The organism is Bacillus sp. FSL M8-0049 (assembly GCF_038593355.1).
Classification (GTDB): domain Bacteria; phylum Bacillota; class Bacilli; order Bacillales; family Bacillaceae; genus Bacillus; species Bacillus safensis.
In genome coordinates, this window is the sequence record NZ_CP151986.1 from 1,913,494 (window position 1) to 1,931,235 (window position 17,742).

At 41.3% G+C, this 17,742-nt stretch carries 14 protein-coding genes and 1 other RNA gene; 4 read left to right on the forward strand and 11 right to left on the reverse strand.

Annotation, left to right across the window (positions count from 1 at the left end; genetic code table 11):
* Positions 1-127: 127 nt before the first annotated feature.
* From NSU13_RS09650 to NSU13_RS09685, 8 genes are all read right to left on the reverse strand, one after another.
* A complete protein-coding gene (locus tag NSU13_RS09650; RefSeq protein WP_024422678.1) occupies positions 128-949 on the reverse strand; it encodes a 3D domain-containing protein in 822 nt (273 codons plus the stop codon).
* A gap of 234 nt (positions 950-1,183) precedes the next feature.
* A complete protein-coding gene (gene recQ, locus NSU13_RS09655) occupies positions 1,184-2,986 on the reverse strand; it encodes a DNA helicase RecQ (RefSeq protein ID WP_340900210.1) in 1,803 nt (600 codons plus the stop codon).
* A gap of 133 nt (positions 2,987-3,119) precedes the next feature.
* A non-coding RNA gene (gene ssrS / locus NSU13_RS09660) (6S RNA) lies at positions 3,120-3,305 on the reverse strand.
* A 131-nt stretch (positions 3,306-3,436) separates the two neighbouring features.
* A complete protein-coding gene (locus NSU13_RS09665; protein WP_111926555.1) occupies positions 3,437-3,937 on the reverse strand; it encodes a TraR/DksA family transcriptional regulator in 501 nt (166 codons plus the stop codon).
* A gap of 91 nt (positions 3,938-4,028) precedes the next feature.
* On the reverse strand, positions 4,029-4,676 hold the full coding sequence (locus tag NSU13_RS09670) for an SDR family oxidoreductase (protein ID WP_046311467.1): 648 nt from the start codon (positions 4,674-4,676) through the stop codon (positions 4,029-4,031).
* 175 nt (positions 4,677-4,851) lie between these two features.
* Positions 4,852-5,190, reverse strand: a complete 339-nt coding sequence (locus tag NSU13_RS09675; RefSeq protein WP_024422682.1) for a PH domain-containing protein — start codon at positions 5,188-5,190, stop codon at positions 4,852-4,854.
* A 278-nt stretch (positions 5,191-5,468) separates the two neighbouring features.
* Positions 5,469-5,606 (reverse strand): DUF4025 domain-containing protein, encoded by a 138-nt coding sequence (locus tag NSU13_RS09680; RefSeq protein ID WP_080701155.1) that lies wholly within the window; start codon positions 5,604-5,606, stop codon positions 5,469-5,471.
* Positions 5,607-5,655: 49 nt separating this feature from the next.
* A complete protein-coding gene (locus tag NSU13_RS09685) occupies positions 5,656-5,868 on the reverse strand; it encodes a DUF6501 family protein (RefSeq protein WP_024422683.1) in 213 nt (70 codons plus the stop codon).
* Between the two features lie 212 nt (positions 5,869-6,080).
* On the opposite strand from NSU13_RS09685, the gene NSU13_RS09690 reads away from it, so the two are divergent.
* From NSU13_RS09690 to NSU13_RS09705, 4 genes are all read left to right on the forward strand, one after another.
* Entirely contained in the window at positions 6,081-7,565 is a 1,485-nt protein-coding gene (locus NSU13_RS09690; RefSeq protein WP_034280593.1) for an aldehyde dehydrogenase family protein, read from the forward strand.
* Between the two features lie 102 nt (positions 7,566-7,667).
* Positions 7,668-9,542, forward strand: coding sequence for a prenyltransferase/squalene oxidase repeat-containing protein (locus NSU13_RS09695; protein ID WP_034280590.1), 1,875 nt, complete (start codon positions 7,668-7,670; stop codon positions 9,540-9,542).
* The gene (locus tag NSU13_RS09700; protein WP_327826347.1) at positions 9,535-10,356 is read left to right on the forward strand and encodes a superoxide dismutase; all 822 of its coding nucleotides are present in this window, start codon (positions 9,535-9,537) and stop codon (positions 10,354-10,356) included. The genes NSU13_RS09695 and NSU13_RS09700 overlap by 8 nt, the downstream gene beginning before the upstream one ends.
* 149 nt (positions 10,357-10,505) lie before the next feature.
* Entirely contained in the window at positions 10,506-11,456 is a 951-nt protein-coding gene (locus tag NSU13_RS09705) for a bile acid:sodium symporter family protein (RefSeq protein WP_327826345.1), read from the forward strand.
* A gap of 35 nt (positions 11,457-11,491) precedes the next feature.
* Here NSU13_RS09705 and odhB read toward each other — a convergent pair whose 3' ends face one another.
* The 3 genes from odhB to NSU13_RS09720 all read right to left on the reverse strand — a co-directional run bounded on the left by odhB (position 11,492) and on the right by NSU13_RS09720 (position 17,738).
* A complete protein-coding gene (gene odhB, locus NSU13_RS09710) occupies positions 11,492-12,748 on the reverse strand; it encodes a 2-oxoglutarate dehydrogenase complex dihydrolipoyllysine-residue succinyltransferase (RefSeq protein ID WP_024422686.1) in 1,257 nt (418 codons plus the stop codon).
* Between the two features lie 14 nt (positions 12,749-12,762).
* Positions 12,763-15,597 carry a 2-oxoglutarate dehydrogenase E1 component gene (gene sucA / locus NSU13_RS09715; protein ID WP_034280582.1) on the reverse strand — a complete coding sequence of 945 codons (2,835 nt, stop codon included), beginning with the start codon at positions 15,595-15,597 and terminating at the stop codon, positions 12,763-12,765.
* 224 nt (positions 15,598-15,821) lie between these two features.
* Entirely contained in the window at positions 15,822-17,738 is a 1,917-nt protein-coding gene (locus tag NSU13_RS09720; RefSeq protein WP_041109486.1) for a VWA domain-containing protein, read from the reverse strand.
* Between the last annotated feature and the right edge of the window lie 4 nt (positions 17,739-17,742).

A 17,742-nucleotide genomic window follows, 5' to 3' on the forward strand; every position in this document is an offset into this window, starting at 1 on the left:
AATATACGCTGGTTTTTGTCGAAAATGCAAATTTTTCTGAAAAATGTGTGTTTTTTTGACCAAAAAAAGGGTACAATAAAAGCATCAGGCCGCCACCTGATGCTTTCTTCCAAAAAACAATAAGTTACTAGTTAAGTACTTTTACTTTGACTGATTTTACGCCCCAATTTTTTGCTTGGGATTTGCTTGGTACATGAACATCAATTTTGTTACCTTTAATTGCGCCGCCAGTATCTGCTGCGATGGCTTCACCGTAGCCTTCAACATAAACCTTACTTCCTAATGGAATGACATTAGGATCTACTGCAATCACTTTCGCATTTGGGTTTTTGTTTAAGTTTACCCCTGTTGCAGTGATACCTGAGATGCCACCATCATTTGCTGTATAAGCCGTAGCCGTTACAGTCATTTCTTTTTGTACACTTTGACTAGCAGAAGATGATTCTGCTTTAGCTGTTTCCTGTTTAGGAGCAGCTTTTTTCGGTGCTTCCTGTTTAGGAGCAGCTTTTTGTGTTGTTTGCTCTTTTTGGACAGGCTCCTGTTTTTGTACAGGCTCTGAGCTTACCGGAGCTGAGCTTTGACCAGCAACACTTAGTGTTGAACCAATCATAATTATATCTGAGTTTAAGTTATTCCAAGACTTAATATCGCTAATTGACACATTGAATTTTTGAGCGATTTTCCAGAGGCTGTCCCCCTTCTGGACTTTATACTGCTCCTGAGTTTTCTCTTTTGAAGAGATTGTCAATTTATCACCTACATAAATCATGTCTGTAGATAAATTGTTCCAACCCTTTAGGTCCTTTAGAGACACATCATTTTTTTGAGAGATTCCCCAAAGTGTATCACCTTTCTTCACAGTGATTTCCTTTGCAGAAGCTTGCTGTGCTCCAAATGCTGTTGTAGAGATTGCTGCAACAGCAACCAAGGACATAATAGTCTTCTTCATAAAGTAAATCCTCCCTTGTTAGCTTTTTATGGCGGCTAACGAGTGCTATCGTAACATATGTAAATGTCAATTCAATAACAAAACGATATGTTTTAGATTACAGTTCCTTTACATGAAACATCTCTCTCCATTGGTAAATCAGACCACAAAACAGCTCGATTACCCGCCATATCAAGGTTTTGAAAGGATCAGAAACCTCCTGTTGAAAACGTGTCCAAACGCAGCGAAAAAAATTTATTTTTCTTCTTCAACCTCTTTATTTTTTTCTTTTTCTATAAATAAACGGATTTCTTCTAAAAAAACATCCCCGTATTTCTCTCTTTTTTGAGCGCCAATTCCCTTAATATGGAGAAGTTCTTCTTCTGTTTTAGGCTGAACGGCTGACATTTCCTTCAAGGTTTGATCAGAAAATACAACAAATGGCGGAACGCCCTGCTCTCTCGCCAGCTTCATTCTCACCGCTCTCAGCTGCTCAAATAATGCATCGTTTTCTTGAATCGCCTCTCTTTTCACTGCCTGTTTTTTATACACAGCCTCTTGCCCGACTAACACTTTCTTTCCTTTATGTGTCACTTTTAATGTTGGATAAGCTCCTTCAGACATGTGCAAATACTCTTCTGTAATTAAAAATTCGATGAAATCACTGATTTGCTGGGCTGATTGCTGCTTCATTAAAGCGTATGTAGGAAGACGGTCGAAACCGAGGTCAAGCACTTTTTTATTTTTAGAGCCTGCCAGTACTTGAGCAATCATCATTTTTCCAAACCGCTCGTTCATTCTAACCGTACACGATAAAACCATTTGCGCTTCTCGAGTGACCTCTTCACGCTCTCTTTCATCAAGGCAATTGCTGCATTTTTGGCAAGGGGTACTTGCTGATTGATCAAAGTAGTCCATCACAAATTGCTGCAGACATTGCTCAGTGTGACAGTAATCGACCATTTGCCTTAGTTTAAGCAGTTCATGCTGATAGCGCACTTCATCTTCTGTTGACTGTTCAATGAGGAATCGCTGCATTCGTACGCCCTGCGGCGAGAACAGTAAAATGCATTCACTTTGGAGCCCGTCTCTGCCGGCGCGTCCAGCTTCTTGATAGTAGCTTTCAATATCCCTTGGAATTTGATGATGAATCACAAAACGGACATTTGATTTATTAATTCCCATGCCAAATGCAGATGTAGCGACCATAACCTGGATGTCATCATTTAAAAACAGGTTTTGCTGTTCTTCTCTTACATTGTCATCTAACCCGCCATGATAAATGCCAGCTTTGATCTTTTGTTTCTTTAGCCGATTGTAAATGTTTTCGGCTTCTTTTCTTGTAGCAGTATAGATAATGCCGGACTCAAGTTTATTTTTCTTCATATAATGTGTGATAAAGCGGTCACTATTTTCTCCTTTGACCACCTGAAAAGATAAATTTTCTCTAGCAAACCCAGTAAAAATGGTTTCTTCTTCGTTCATGCCAAGCTGTTCACATATATCTCGGTGGACCTTTTTCGTGGCTGTAGCAGTTAATGCGACAATCACTGGCCTTTTTGTCAGCCGATTTAAGCATTCTTGAATAAAGCGGTAGCTCGGCCTAAAATCATGCCCCCACTCAGATATACAGTGTGCTTCATCAATTGCAATTAAAGGGATCGTTAACCGATCAAGCAGCTGAAAAAAACGTTCATTTTGTAAACGTTCAGGTGTGATATAAAGCAGCTGATATTCCCCATCTTCACATTTTTTCAGCCTTTTATTCATTTCAGCTGCGGAAAGTGTGCTGTTTAAAAAGGACGATCGTATGCCCATCTCATTTAGCGCATCGACTTGATCTTTCATTAAAGAAATTAGCGGGGATACAACGATCGTTGTTCCTTCCATCATCAGGGCAGGAATCTGGTAGCAAACCGATTTCCCTCCGCCTGTCGGCATAATACAGACGGTATCCTTCTGTATGTTTACAATCGATTCAATGGCTTGTTTCTGTCCCTGCCTAAATGCGTCAAAGCCAAAGTATTGTTTCAGGAGTGCTTCTGCTTGTTCTAACATCCAATTCCCTCTCCGTCTTTTGTTTTGTCTATTTTAACATACATTCATGCCTCTTCCGGCCGACTGTGCAATTTCGTTTTTTCACAAAATAAAAAGCCATTTTCCGCAATGGAAAATGGCTTGAATCATCCTAGGAAAAGCTGCGGATGCCGTAATCTAAGTAAGAAAGTTTTAAACCACCACTCCTCAAAGTGGGTGTTTGCAGAAACGTTCCTGTCTTCCTCGCTAAGGAGGCATGACATTCCGGCTTCAATATAAAACTCCCTATTACAGCTTAAAGGTTAAAACTTAATTAACATTACGCGCATCGCAGCCTTTAAACTATATTACACGAAAGTTTATTAAATTTCAAGAGATCTTTTTTCTATGAAATACTCATGTATACAAGTTATTTGTTCATGTGTACATAAGAAAAAATTATTCTGAAAAAATTAACCTTCGCTTATGATCCTATTTTTCCTCATCTACATCAACATCCTGCTCTTCCTCTAATCTTTCATACGTATCTGAATGCATCTGATCCATTGTTTCTCTATTTGTTAAATCGCGCATTTGATCGGAGAATGAACGGTCAAATTCGTTTGGATCTTGAGTGTTTTCTTCATTTTTCTTTGCATCGATTGAATAACGTGTATATGGAACTGCTTTTAAACGCTCGTATGGAATCTCTTTCCCCGTTTTCTCACATATCCCATATGTTCCGTCTTCCATTCGTTTCAGTGCTGCATCGATTTCACCTTCAAGCTGATCATCGACTTGATCCAGCGTTTGTTCTGTCATGCGGTCTAAATAGATGCTCCCATGATCAGCGATATGATTTCCAACACCATTTGAAATCTCACTCGATTCAACGAGCATCGATTCTTCTTTCTTTTTTGATCCCTTCACATCTTCTTTTAATTGAATCAATCTTTCGTATAAATCAGCTTGTTGTTCTTTCGTTAAGCCCACGGTCAATCACTCCTTTCTCATTACCTTCCCGCTGAAAGGGAAAAGAAAACATCAAAAAAGCCGCCGCCTCTTTGGCAGCAGCTTTCTTTTCTTACAGATGGCGAAGTGCTTCTTCTACTGATTTTCCGCCTTTCATCAAGTCGAAGGACTTATTTTTCACATTGGATTCTGTTAAGCTCTCCACAAGAACAATGGCTACGTCCTCTCTTGAAATCTCGATGTTTTGATCATCTGGAATATGTTCGGCAGCTTCAATCTTTCCTGTCTTCTCCTCATGCAGCAAGGCACCTGGGCGGACAATCGTATAGGAAAGACCAGACTGTCTTAAGTGCTCATCGGCTTTTCTTTTTGCTTCATAATAAGTTTCCATACTTCCTTGCCCTTTTCCTTGGTTCGGATCATCTGCATTATAGGCACTAAGCATAACAAAATGCTGGATGTTTTCTTTTTTCGCTGTATCAACGAGGCGTTTTGCACCTTCTTGATCGACCGCAATGGTCTTATCTGCCCCTGTTTTTGAGCCTGAACCAGCTGCAAAGATGACAGCGTCTGCTTGTTTTACAGCATCTGTCACATCTTTTTCAAGATCACCGATGACAGGTGCTGCACCAAGTTCCTTTAGTGCATCAGCTTGTTTTTCATCTCGAATGAGAGCAAGCGGCTCATGTCCTTTTTCTTTTAAATAACGAACGACAAGTCTGCCTGTATGTCCATTTGCTCCTGCAACTAACACTTTCATTGTTCATTCTCCTTTCTGTATCTGTTTCATCTTTATCCTTTTTTGCTATCATTCAAACACTTAAGCAGAAAAAAGCCCTTCCCATCAGATGGGAAGGACTTAGCAATGTGCGATCTATAAAAATAAGAACGAAGAATGAGAAAAGTGCATATGATCTATGTAATCGCAAGATTGATCAGCAAAGATGTTTTGTCAAAATGGCTTGCACATCACTCAAATCCGTCTCTTTGGAAAAGTCGAGTTCAAATACTTTTGAGCTTGTGACAAGCAGCATACCTGTGTCCTGATCAAACACGCCAGCTTCTTGTATGGCAAAACTTTCAATTGATCGATACGGCAAGGAGACCCTGACTTTCTTCTTAGAAAATACGCGGTTATCGCCAAAGATCAGTCGTTTATTGGTAAAGCAAATTTGGTCGTGACGCAGTCTGTAAACAGCCTCAATTCTTTCCCCTTCAATCAATAAGGATTCGAATTTCTTATCATTTTGTTTACTGACAGAAAAAATACCCACGTAAACCCCCTCTTCCTGCATCAAATTCCTTTATGACAAAACGGCCACACGGCTCTGTGGGTACGTTTTATTCTCACTTATAGAATACGCTATAAATGGTCGTTATTCCATTACGAATAGATTAAATTTCATTTAACTTTTTCTTTTTGATCCGATGCTCTTTCCTCTACTTATTTAGACTGTTAAAGCAGGAAAAAAGTTTCAGTTCTTTTCGAGAAAAAATGCTGCTTCATTCCAATAAAAAAACAGTGATTATGCAAATCACTGTTTTTAAATGACTATTCGTCTTTTGGTGTATCAATGGTTCCCTCGGCATACACGTCGGAAATCTGTTCAAGCGTAATTGCCATATCAGCGTCCTCATGTTCATGCCAAGCATGTTGACTTTTCTGCTCGTCATTTTGCTGCTTTTTCATCATCATCACCCTTTACTGTTTTTCTTAGTATGAGTGATGGTCCTCAAAATCATTCAGCTGAAATATCTTCGAAATACTCCTTGTAATACCCGCCTACTTTACCCGTATTGTCAACGACAAACAGAAATTCTTCTGTTTCATTTTTCACTTCATATGTGCTTCCAACCGTTAATGCCCGATCGACCATATATTTTTTCGCATTTGTATGTACACATTTTACTTGTTTTAACGTTTGAGCCGTTTGCCAGTTTTGATGGATCATGATTTAAAAACTCCTTTTTTCATCTATACATTTATTGTAGCCAAATTTTCGCGAAATGCAATGAGTGTTATGGATTGCTTTCAAACATGTCGTGTAATATGATTAATGTATACGTTTACATCTTTGTGCGTATAAAGTTTCGTTGCATGTCCGCTTTTCCCACCTAGAACTCGCAGAAAACAATCCATATCTTTAAGGAGGTTTGTTTATTTATGAGCTCTACAACACTTCAAATTAGTTCAAAACTCGAATCTTTTCTCCAAGGGACGAAAAAACTCTACATTAATGGTCAGTTTGTCACAAGTCACGATAACAAAACCTTTGCTACTCCTAACCCAGCCACAGGCGAAACCCTTATTGATGTTTATGAAGCAGGTGCAAAAGATATTGATGAGGCAGTAAAAGCTGCAAAAAAAGCCTTTCATGGTCCTTGGCGCTCCATGTCTGCCGCTGAACGCGCCCGCCTCATGTTCAAGCTTGCTGATTTAATGGAAGAAAATCAGGAAGAGCTTGCACAGCTAGAAACTTTAGATAACGGAAAACCAATTAATGAAACAACAAATGCAGATATCCCCCTCGCTATAGAGCACATGCGCTATTATGCGGGCTGGACGACAAAAATGAATGGACAAACCCTTCCTGTCAGTCAAGGATATTTTAATTATACCCGACATGAGCCGGTTGGTGTTGTAGGACAAATCATCCCATGGAACTTCCCTCTGCTCATGGCTATGTGGAAAATGGGCGCCGCACTTGCAACAGGGTGCACCATCGTTTTAAAGCCAGCCGAACAAACTCCACTCTCTGCTCTTTACTTAGCAGAATTAGTGGACAAAGCCGGCTTCCCAGAAGGCGTGATTAACATCGTTCCTGGATTTGGCGAAACAGCCGGAGAAGCCTTAACTGATCATCCTGACGTGAACAAGCTGGCCTTCACAGGGTCAACAAGTGTTGGGAAATTAATTATGGAGAAAGCGGCTAAAACCATTAAGAGGGTCACATTAGAGCTTGGCGGAAAATCACCGAATATTATTTTACCTGATGCCGATTTAAAGAAAGCCATTCCAGGTGCTTTAAATGGCGTCATGTTTAACCAAGGCCAAGTATGCTGCGCGGGTTCCAGAGTCTTTGTTCATCGGAGCCAATATGATGAAGTGGTCGATCAAATGGCCAAATATGCAGGATCCCTCAAGCAAGGCGCTGGTCTTCATCAAGATACGCAAATTGGACCTCTTGTAAGTAAAGAACAGCACGAACGCGTGTTAGGCTATATTGAAAAAGGTAAATCCGAAGGGGCAACAGCCGTTGTCGGGGGCGATTGCCCTTATGAGGCTGGCTATTTCGTCTCCCCTACTATTTTTAAAGATGTAGAAGATGAAATGACCATTGCTAAAGAGGAAATCTTTGGACCTGTCTTATCTGCCATTCCTTACGATTCCATTGATGAAGTGGTCGAACGTGCCAACCAGTCTGAATATGGATTAGCAGCAGGACTTTGGACAGAAAACTTAAAGCATGCCCATGATATCGCTGCACGTCTTGAAGCAGGAACGATTTGGGTCAACTGCTATAATGTCTTTGATGCCGCCTCCCCGTTTGGAGGATATAAGCAATCAGGTCTTGGCAGAGAAATGGGATCATATGCCCTTAACAACTATACAGAAGTCAAAAGTGTATGGATTAATCTCCAAGACTAATGACGTCAAAAAAGCCGGTGACCGTGTCATCGGCTTTTTTGTGTTTGCATGTGACAGGCCGGCTCCTGAATATAGTATGAAAGGGAAGGAGCATGGCCGCATATGCAAGATTTTAAATTGAAAGTAAATGAATTTATCGAAGAATTGCACATAGAGATGCAGCGAAGACAACGAGAAGATGGCGCCTTTGTTTTCTGCTTTGAAGGTCCAATGATGACAAATGCTTTTTTGATTATGCTGTTAAAGGCTGTCGGCGATACGGATCAAGCTTTCGTTGATCAATTAGCAGAAGCGATACGCGAAAAGCAAAATGAGGATGGGTCTTTTTCTTTGTATCATGATCAAACGGGACATGTAACAGCTACTGTGCAGGGCTATTGCGGAATGCTCGTTTCAGGCAGGTTTCAACAAGATGAGCCTCATATGGAAAAAGCAGCGCAATATATTCGATCAAATGGCGGATTAAAGAACGTTCACTTTATGACAAAGTGGATGCTCGCCGTCAACGGCATGCACCCTTGGCCGTACTTCTATGCACCACTTTCCTTTTTACTCATCCCTACATACTTTCCACTTCACTTCTATCATCTTAGTGCATATGCAAGAATTCACTTTGTGCCAATGATGATTGCACTCAACAAACGATATACTTCTCATGAGAAATTTCCAAGCCTAGCACACCTTGATGCAAACATGTCTAAGAATCCATTTGACTGGTTTATGGCAAGAGAAGAACGTTCCACTCATCACTTTCTGACTTACATGCGATCGTATACAGCACTCGACAGCCGGCTGGACTTTTTCGGATATGAAGCAGCAAAGCGATATATGTTTGACCGCCTCGAAAAAGATGGCACACTGTACAGCTATTTAAGTGCAAGTATTTTTATGGTCTATGCACTGATGAGCCTTGGATACTCCCCGGGACATCATCTCATTTTAAAAGCAGTCAAAGGCATGAAAAAGCTAGTCACAAACTGTCAGGGCAGAATGTATGCAGAAAATTCCACATCCACAGTTTGGGATACAGCACTTGTCAGTTATGCTTCTCAAAAAGCTGGCAAAAAACAAGAAGACCCAGTCATCACAAAGTCTTTCTCATACTTACTGAACCGGCAGCAAATGAAGAAAGCAGACTGGGCGATTCATAACCGGCATGCTGCTCCGGGAGGCTTTGGTTTTTCAGATATCAATACGAATAACCCTGATTGTGATGATACGCAAATTGTCTTAAAAGCCATTCCTCGAACGTACGCACCAGTTCAGTGGAATCGAGGATTCAATTGGCTTCTTTCCATGCAAAACCGTGATGGCGGATTCTCCGCTTTTGAAAAAAATCAAGATCACTTCCTGCTTCGACATCTGCCGCTTGAATCTGCGGAGGATGCAGCAATTGATCCATCGACTCCTGATATTACAGGCCGCGTGCTTCATCTCATGGGTCTTGAAGAGAAAAACATGTCACCGCCTATTCACAGGCAAAAAGACCAATGTGTCAAGTGGCTCCTAGATCATCAAGAGAAAAATGGATCATGGTTTGGCAGATGGGGTGTTTGCTATATTTATGGAACGTGGGCAGCATTAACAGGTCTAAAAGCTGCCGGCATCCCCTCCACCCATCCTGCTGTCCAAAAAGCATGCCGATTTTTAAAGCAGATTCAACGAGAAGATGGCAGCTTCGGAGAATCATGTAAAAGTGCAGAGGTAAAAACGTATGTCCCCCTCCCGTTTGGCACAGTGGTTCAGACGGCTTGGGCAGCAGAGGCACTTTTACAATATGAGAAGCCCGATGACAAAACGATTTTAAAAGCCATCTCATTTTTGATCCATCATCAGCACACGAATGAAGCCTTGCACTATCCAGTAGGCATTGGCCTGCCAAAGCAATTTTACATCACTTATCATAGCTACCCATTTGTCTTTCCGATGATGGCTTGTTCCACATTTTTAGAAGAAATGAGGCGTAAGAATGAATAAGGAAGAGTACCGTTTGCAGCTCAAAGAGTGGCTTAGCTCCATTCAACCCGCGATTCAAGATGACAACATCCGTCAGAAAGTAGACCATTTATGGTTCTCAATGGATGATGAACATTCCAGTGAACAAGAGTGGTACGAACTGGCAGAACGTATTGCTGAGGACATGAACCCACAAGAAGACATGCGGGAGGTAGCAGCTGGAAGTCACAAGTTACCTCCTCTCCCTTACCGGTATGATGCACTAGAACCGTTTATTTCAAAAGAAATTATGTATTTGCATCACCAGAAGCATCATCAATCATATGTAGATGGTTTGAACCAAGCTGAGCTTGCATTAAAAAATGCAAGAAGAACCAATGATTTTAAAATGATTAAGCATTGGGAACGGGAGCTTGCCTTCAATGGTGCGGGGCACTATTTACATTGTATTTTTTGGTTTTCCATGAGTCCTTCAGGAAAACGAAAGCCCACTGGACAAATGCTTCGTCTCATTGAACAATCGTTTGACAGCTATGATGCATTTAAATCTCAATTTTCAGCAGCGGCCAAACAAGTAGAAGGTGTTGGCTGGGCCATTCTCGTATGGGCGCCTAGATCTCAGCGATTAGAGATTTTACAAGCAGAACGCCATCAATTTTTGTCACAATGGGACGTGATCCCCCTTCTAGTCCTTGATGTATGGGAGCACGCCTACTACCTTCAATATCTGAATGAAAAAGCGAAATACGTAGATCGTTGGTGGAGTGTGGTCGACTGGCGTGAGCCAGAAGCTAGGCTTAAGCAGGCACAACAAGTGAGATGGACCCCTTTTTAAAACGATGCTCCATATAGGCTAATGCTTATATGGGGTATTTTTAGTTTACATAATTTTATTATTAACACCTTTATAAAGAATGGGTTGTTTTTTCAGAAAATTCGTTTAAAATAGGAAAGATATGTGAGGAAAGTGAGATGAAGCAATGAATGAACATTCTTTTAACCATTAGTCAATTTGCAGGAAGAACCTTTGCAATCTGGGTCATTATCTTTGCATGTCTTGGATTTACTTTTCCTAACGTATTTTCTCAGATTGGACCGTATATCCCTTTTTTATTAGGTGTTATTATGTTTGGGATGGGGCTTACGTTATCTGGTGAAGATTTTAAGGAGCTTTTTCGTAAACCTCTCTATGTGTTAATTGGGGTTTTGGCGCAGTACACACTCATGCCGCTGATCGCCTTTCTATTAGCTTACGGATTACGGCTGCCATCTGAAATTGCTGTAGGCGTTATTCTTGTGGGCTGCTGCCCGGGCGGTACAGCATCCAATGTCATGACCTTCTTGGCAAAAGGCAATATGGCATTATCCGTAGCGGTCACAACTATATCGACCCTTCTTGCTCCCTTTTTAACGCCTCTCTTTATCTATATTTTTGCAAGATCATGGTTACCTGTATCACCGGAGGCATTATTTTTGTCGATTGTCCAAGTTGTGCTAATTCCTATTATCCTAGGTGTTATCGTTAAGGTATTTTTCAAAAAACAAGTAAACTATGCAGTTCAAGCATTGCCGCTTGTATCTGTTGCTGGAATTGTGTTGATCATTGCAGCGGTTGTCAGTGCAAATAAAGAGCAGATTCTTCAATCTGGATTGCTGATATTTGCCGTTGTTATATTACATAATGGACTTGGTCTCTTATTTGGTTACCTGATCGCAAAGTGGTGCAGAATGGATATCCCTTCTCGTAGAGCGATCTCGATCGAAGTAGGCATGCAAAACTCCGGGCTCGGTGCAGCGCTAGCAACAGCACACTTCTCACCGCTCGCAGCCGTACCAAGTGCGATTTTTAGTGTGTGGCATAATTTATCTGGTTCCTGGCTTGCGACGTATTGGTCAAAACGAGGACAACATGACAGTGAAAAGAAAAAAAGCTAGCACCTTAACAGGTGCTAGCTTTTTATAATTGAAGATTATCCTTCAAGTAATAGCTGCTCAGGATCTTCAAGCAGATTTTTAATCGTAACGAGGAATCCAACTGCTTCTTTACCATCGACAATACGGTGGTCATAAGAAAGAGCTAAATACATCATCGGACGGTTCTCAAAACGTTCTTCATCAATCGCCACCGGACGAAGCTGAATTTTATGCATCCCTAAAATTCCAACTTGCGGGCTGTTTAAAATCGGAGTTGATAGCAGAGAACCAAATGTTCCGCCGTTTGTGATCGTGAATGATCCACCTTGTAACTCATTAAGAGACAATTTGTTATCTCTTGCTTTTTTCGCAAGATGACCAATTTCTTTTTCAATTCCCGCAAATGACAATCTGTCTGCATCACGGACAACCGGTACGACAAGTCCTTCGTTTGCAGCAACAGCGATGCCGATGTCATAGAATTTCTTCAAGACAAGCTCATCACCTTGAATTTCTGCGTTAAGCAGCGGATACTTCTTCAGTGCTGCTACAACTGCTTTTGTAAAGAAGGACATGAAGCCAAGCTTGACATCATTTTGTTCTAGGAAGGCATCTTTACGACGCTTTCTTAAATCCATCACAGCTGTCATATCGACTTCATTAAATGTCGTCAGCATCGCAGCCGTTTGTTGAACTTCAACTAAACGTTTTGCAATTGTTTGTCTGCGGCGTGACATTCTTTCACGTTCAATAGGCTTTCCTGGTTGTTCAGTTTGCACCGCAGCATTTGCTTTTGGCGCGGCTTTTGGTGCACTTGCAGGTGCTTCATTCTTTTGATAAGAAGCGACATCCTGCTTTCGTACCCTGCCCAGCGGATCTACGGTTGGAATCTCAGATAAGTCTAATCCCTTCTCTCTCGCTAGTTTTCTAGCTGCAGGAGAAGCGATGGTTCTGCCATTACCAGCTTTCGGCTCTTCTTTCACTGCTTCTTCTTTTTGAGCAGCTGCCGGTTCTTCTTTCGAAGCTGGTGCAGAAGCTTGCTCAGGTGCTGGAGCTGCGGACTCGCTTCCGCCAGCTTCACCTGCTGCAATCGTTCCGATGACCTCTCCAACTTGTACAGTGTCACCAGAATCTTTCAGTACTTCTTTTAATACACCAGATTCTTCAGCAGTCAGTTCTACATTGACTTTATCTGTTTCAAGTTCCAGCAGGTACTCCCCCTGCTCCACATAATCGCCCGGCTGCTTTAGCCATTGAGCAATCGTTCCTTCCGAGATTGATTCCGCTAATTCAGGTACTTTAATTTCCGCCATTTTTCATTTCCCCCTTAGTTTTTGCGAGTCAAGCTATCAGATACAATTCGTTCTTGTTCTTTTTTATGCACAGTTGGATCACCCTCAGCCGTACTTGAACGTCTTCTTCGGCCGATGTAACGTACTTTTACTTTTTCAGGTGCAATTTCACGTAAATATGGCTCAATGTATCCCCAAGCTCCCATATTTTGCGGTTCTTCTTGCACCCATACGATTTCTTCTAAGTTTGTCAGCTTTGTTAAAATTCCTTTAATATCTTTGGCTGGGAACGGATATAGCTGTTCCACTCTTGCAACGTGAAGCCAATCTTTCGGCTCTTCCATTTGAGTAAAACGATCACTAATATCAATGGATACCTTCCCGCTAGATAGCACGAGACGCGATACTTTTTCGTGATCATGTACAAGACCCGGCTGTTCAAGAACTGGACGGAACTGTCCATCTGTTAATTCTTGGACTTCAGACAATGTGTTCGGGTTACGAAGCAGACTCTTCGGTGTCATAATGACAAGCGGACGAATCTCTTCACGAAGCAGCATTTTCGCCTGTCTTCTAAGAATATGGAAATATTGCGCTGCACTAGTCAGGTTCGCAACTGTCCAGTTATTCTCAGCAGCTGATTGCAGGAAGCGTTCTGTTCTTCCACTTGAATGCTCAGGACCTTGTCCTTCATATCCATGCGGCAGCAGCATGACTAAACCTGATTTTTGTCCCCATTTTGCACGGCCAGCTGAGATAAATTGATCGAAATACACTTGAGCCGCATTTGCGAAGTCACCGAATTGAGCTTCCCAAATCACTAACGTTTCAGGAGAATAGACATTATAACCATATTCAAACCCGATGACTGAGCCTTCTGACAGTGGACTGTTATGAACTGTAAACGATGCATTCGCATCACTTAGTTCATGAAGAGCAATAAATTCATCTCCCGTTTGACTGTCGTGAAGAACAAGGTTTCTTTGAGCAAAAGTACCACGCTCTGAATCCTGTCCGGTCATTCGAATTGGCGTACCGTCTTTTAAGATAGATGCAAATGCGAGTGCTTCCCCAAGTGACCATTCTACTTTACGGTCATCTGTAAACACTTTTGCACGTTTTTCAAGGATCCGCTTCAGCTTACCAAATACTTGGAAATCATTCGGCCAGCTGATCAATTCTTCATTCAGCTTTCTGAGTACATCAAATTCTACTGATGTATCAACTGCTGGGAAGCCGTTTGATACAGGCTCTGGCAGCTCGATTTCTTGAATCGTATGCTCTTTCTTTGAAGGCACCTTTTTATAAGCTTCTTCTATTTTTGCCGTCACAGCCTGCTCGATTTCTTCACGCTGCTCTTTTGTCAAAAGACCTTCTGAGACAAGTTTATCTGCAAAGATATTCTTGACCGTTTTGTGCTTTCTAACCGCATCGTACAGCATTGGCTGAGTTGTAGAAGGCTCATCCATTTCGTTATGACCGTATCTGCGGTAACCAATCAAGTCAATAAGGAAATCCTTCTTGAAGCGTTTGCGGTATTCTACTGCTAGCTGAACAGCCGCTAAACACGCTTCTGGATCATCTGCATTGACGTGAACAATAGGGATCTCAAATCCTTTTGCAAGGTCACTCGCATATTTCGTCGAGCGGGATTCATTGCTTTCTGTTGTAAACCCGATCATATTGTTGGCAATAATATGGATGGTTCCGCCTACTTGATAGCCTACAAGTTGGCTTAAATTTAATGTTTCTGCCACAATTCCTTCTCCAGGGAATGCTGCATCCCCATGAATTAAGATGGCTAACGCTTTTTCAACGTCTTGAACTGGATAGCCTTTTTGAGTACGTGATTCCTGAGCGGCACGCGTGCTTCCTTCAATGATTGGATCAATGAACTCCAAGTGACTTGGGTTATTAGCAAGCGTAACTCTCGCACTCTTTGTATCTTCGTCTTTGATTTGACGGTCAGCTCCAAGATGGTACTTAACATCCCCTGTCCATCCGTAGCTGATGCCAATAGAGCCTTCTGATGGAACGAGCTCTTTATTTGGCGCATGCTGGAATTCTGAGAAAATGATCTCATATGGCTTTCCTAACACATGTGCTAATACATTTAAACGGCCTCTGTGTGCCATTCCAATGTTAATATTTGAAGTCCCTTGTGTAACAGACTCTGAAATAATTTCATCAAGTACTGGGACAAGTGCGTCTAAACCTTCTATAGAGAAGCGCTTTTGCCCAACAAATGTTTTATGAAGAAACTGCTCGAACTGCTCAACTTCTGTTAATCTCTTGAATACAGAAACTAATTTATCTGCTGGTTTTTTCTTAAATAGTTCACCAGATTCAATTGATTTTGAGAGCCAGTTTCGCTCTTCGAAGTCATGCACGTGATCAAACTCAAATGAAATGGTACGTTTATACGTATTTCTCAAATGGTTAATGGCTTCTATGCCGTTTGAAATGTGTTTTGGTGCATCCGGACTAATAATAGATATCGGAATATTCTTGACATCTTCTTCTGTTAAACCGTACTCCTTTAAAGGAAACAGCTCTTGTAATTCCTTTTCTTTGCGAAGAGGATTGACGGAAGCATTTAAATGGCCATACGTTCTGATGTCTTCTGCCAGTTTAACGACTGATGCTATCTTTTGGATTTGTTCAGAAGTAACTACGCTATTTTCTTTTTTCCCAATTTCCTCCTTCATTTCACTCGGTGGTGCACCAAGTTCATCAAATATGCCTCTTAGATCTTCATCAACACTAGTAGGATCCTGGACATACTGATCGTAGAGCTCGAGCACATAGCCGAGGTTCGGACCATGAAATTCTTCCCAACTCAACGGTTGTTTCACATCATTTTGAAACATTTTGAACACTACCCCCAACTTTGATCATCAAGTGATTGAACACTATCTCGATATAACTTCCAGAACACAATGACCAAATTTATGTAATAAAACGCTTCCAATAATATTCTACCACTGTTTTGGATTACTTTCTACATTCTTTGTTCAATTAAAGATAAAAAATTCACAGAAAAACAAAAAATTTAAATCATTCCGAAAAATAATTTGAAGAAAGGGGCAAAACCTTATGCCCCAATGCTTTTATGCAGCAGTTTCTTCAGTAATGGATATAAAACATCTGGCAATGTATCGACATCTGGTACAAAAATGCTGAACTTGCCATACATATCTTGAATGGTTTTCATCTGTGCTTCTTCTATCGGCGAATTGGATAAAAACACATTGATCACCTCAATGCCCTTTTTCCTCGCTTCAAGAACTGCTTCATGTGTATCGACAATCCCATTTTGTTCGTAGCTGAACGCAGCTGGCTCTCCGTCTGAAAAGACAATCAGAAACTTTTGCTCTTCTCTTCGCTTTAAAATCATCTTTGTCATTTGGCGGATCGCATAGCCATCCCGGTTATCCTCTTCTGGCTCAAGAGACATAATAGAAGGCCCTGCATCAAATAGAGAATCTTTGAACGACACAACTGTGTTGAAGTAGTTTGGCTGACTTGTTTCTGTTGCGTCGTTTGTATCTTCCCAAAACCCAACAATTTGATGTGGGACTTGCACGGATTTTAACGCTTCATGAAAGAGAACAATGCCTTTTTTCGTCTCATCCATCTTGTCAAACATGCTCGCTGAACAGTCTACTAATAAGGTGAAAACAGCATCAATCTGAGAAGACGGTGCCTGTTTTTTATAGAAAAGACGCGGGTTAGACTCTGTAAAGTAGCGAATCAGCTTTTTGCTGAGACGTCCTGCATGAAGGTCTGTTTTAGGCCATGATTTTTTATGTTCAAGTGTTTTTTGGATCATTTGTTTTAAGCGTTTCTGATAAGGCTCAATTTCCTTCGCATGCTGCTTGTAGGCATCGATTTGTTCTGGCTTAGGAGGATCTGGTGAAATCATGACTGGAAACGCATATTTGTTTTCTTTTCCATTCTCATGACCATCTGCTCCGCTTTCTTCACCTTCAGCCTCTTCCAGCGCTTCAAGCTTTGAATAATCTTTTCGGTGTGTTTGCTTTGCAGAACCTTGGACAGTTCCGAGTGCCTGATCTCCGTCATCACCTTCTCTTGCCGCATCCTTACCAAGATCACTTTTACCGCCGTGCTCTAAATCAAATTGAAGGAAGCTTTTGGATGGCGCTTCGGTTTCTCGATGCCACACTTCCATATACTCTTGGTGAATGTCTTCATCGCCTTCTTTTTCTCGGTCGACTTTGATGTCCTCACTTAATGTAGGTTTTCTTTTTAAGTCATGGAACAGCGGTTCTTTTGCCGCTTGTTCATAGTCCAATTCAGGGAAGAAAAAGTACGTATTCAGCATATCCTTTTCAAGCAGTTCATCGAACCCTTCCATCAATTCTTTGACAATAGCTGCGATGTCTGCAGTTGAACCCGCATCATATACACGTTCAAGACTTGACTCAATAAACGGAATCATCGGGTTGATCTGCTCATGAAGAGGCGGAATCTCTTCGAGCGGAGAATCAGCTGTCAGCTTCACATAAATCGCACAAAAAAGTGCATCTGTTAAAATACTTCGTTCTTGGTTAATCGTTAATTGTGTCTTAAAGTGACGCCGGTACAGCTCTCTTCTTCGTTTAAATACCTTTTTTGTTCCTGGGCGGTCATGCTTAATCCGCTCTTCGATCCGGATATCTTCAAACAGCATAAACAATTGTTTACATACATCAGGAATGGATAATGTATGAGCAAAGCGAATGATCTCCTGAAATACCGTAAGATCACTATAAACCGTGCCTACTGCACGAAGGAACACATCACTTTTCAGCCCTGCTAGCATATCTTCTTGTTTACGATCATCCCAAAAATGACTGATGAAAATTTTCTTTTCAAACGGTTCATAGTAGGACTGCACACCGTATTCAAGCTCGACATCATCACTTTTTGCTAACGTTTTGGCTAAATCCGTTAATTCCATAAATAAAAATGAATCGATTCTGCTGTCATTAAATTTGATGAATTTCAAAAGT

Coding starts and splice junctions, on each gene's coding strand:
- NSU13_RS09650 (WP_024422678.1), bottom strand. CDS start 949: ATGAAGAAGACTATTATGTCCTTGGTTGCTGTTGCAGCAATCTCTACA.
- recQ (WP_340900210.1), bottom strand. CDS start 2,986: ATGTTAGAACAAGCAGAAGCACTCCTGAAACAATACTTTGGCTTTGAC.
- NSU13_RS09670 (WP_046311467.1), bottom strand. CDS start 4,676: ATGAAAGTGTTAGTTGCAGGAGCAAATGGACATACAGGCAGACTTGTC.
- NSU13_RS09680 (WP_080701155.1), bottom strand. CDS start 5,606: ATGAAAAAGCAGCAAAATGACGAGCAGAAAAGTCAACATGCTTGGCAT.
- NSU13_RS09685 (WP_024422683.1), bottom strand. CDS start 5,868: ATGATCCATCAAAACTGGCAAACGGCTCAAACGTTAAAACAAGTAAAA.
- NSU13_RS09690 (WP_034280593.1), top strand. CDS start 6,081: ATGAGCTCTACAACACTTCAAATTAGTTCAAAACTCGAATCTTTTCTC.
- NSU13_RS09695 (WP_034280590.1), top strand. CDS start 7,668: ATGCAAGATTTTAAATTGAAAGTAAATGAATTTATCGAAGAATTGCAC.
- NSU13_RS09700 (WP_327826347.1), top strand. CDS start 9,535: ATGAATAAGGAAGAGTACCGTTTGCAGCTCAAAGAGTGGCTTAGCTCC.
- NSU13_RS09705 (WP_327826345.1), top strand. CDS start 10,506: ATGAACATTCTTTTAACCATTAGTCAATTTGCAGGAAGAACCTTTGCA.
- odhB (WP_024422686.1), bottom strand. CDS start 12,748: ATGGCGGAAATTAAAGTACCTGAATTAGCGGAATCAATCTCGGAAGGA.
- sucA (WP_034280582.1), bottom strand. CDS start 15,597: ATGTTTCAAAATGATGTGAAACAACCGTTGAGTTGGGAAGAATTTCAT.